Source organism: Flavobacterium sp. ENC (assembly GCF_020991415.1).
GTDB lineage: Bacteria > Bacteroidota > Bacteroidia > Flavobacteriales > Flavobacteriaceae > Flavobacterium.
The window spans coordinates 1-592 of the sequence record NZ_JAJMOY010000035.1; the positions used below are offsets into that span (position 1 = coordinate 1).

1 pseudogene is annotated in these 592 nt (G+C 53.4%); it reads right to left on the reverse strand.

Annotated elements, in window-relative coordinates:
- Positions 1-592, reverse strand: a pseudogene (locus tag LPB89_RS21930) (hypothetical protein); the annotation flags it as partial.

Here is a 592-nt window from a genome sequence, read left to right on the forward strand (position 1 = left end):
CGGTGTAGCGTTGTCCACCGTTTTCACTACGCTAAGGTTGCTCTGTGCAACCGGCGTTGGTGTTTCTGTATCGGTGTCGTTGCCCGGTGTCGGGTCATTTTCCAATCCGGTAATAACAGCGGTATTGCCGTATGAACCTGTTGCGTTTACGGTAGCCACGATGCTCAGCGTTGCGCTGGCTCCGTTGGCAAGACCTCCTACACTCCAGTTCGGTGCTGTCCACGTTCCTGTTGATGGGGTGGCGCTCACGAAGGTATATCCCGAAGGAAGTACGTCGTTTACAGAAACTCCCGTCGCAGCACTTGGACCCGCATTCGAAGCCGTGATGGTAAAGGTTACGTTATCACCAACATTCGGTGTCGTATTATTTACTGTTTTCACCACGCTCAGGTTCGTTTGTGCAACCGGCGTTGGGGTTTCTGTATCGGTATTGTTGCCCGGTGTAGGGTCATTTTCCAATCCGGTGATAACAGCGGTATTGCTGTATGAACCTGTTGCTTTTACGGTAGCCACGATGCTCAGCGTTGCGCTGGCCCCGTTGGCAAGACCTCCTACACTCCAGTTCGGTGCTGTCCACGTTCCGGTTGATGGG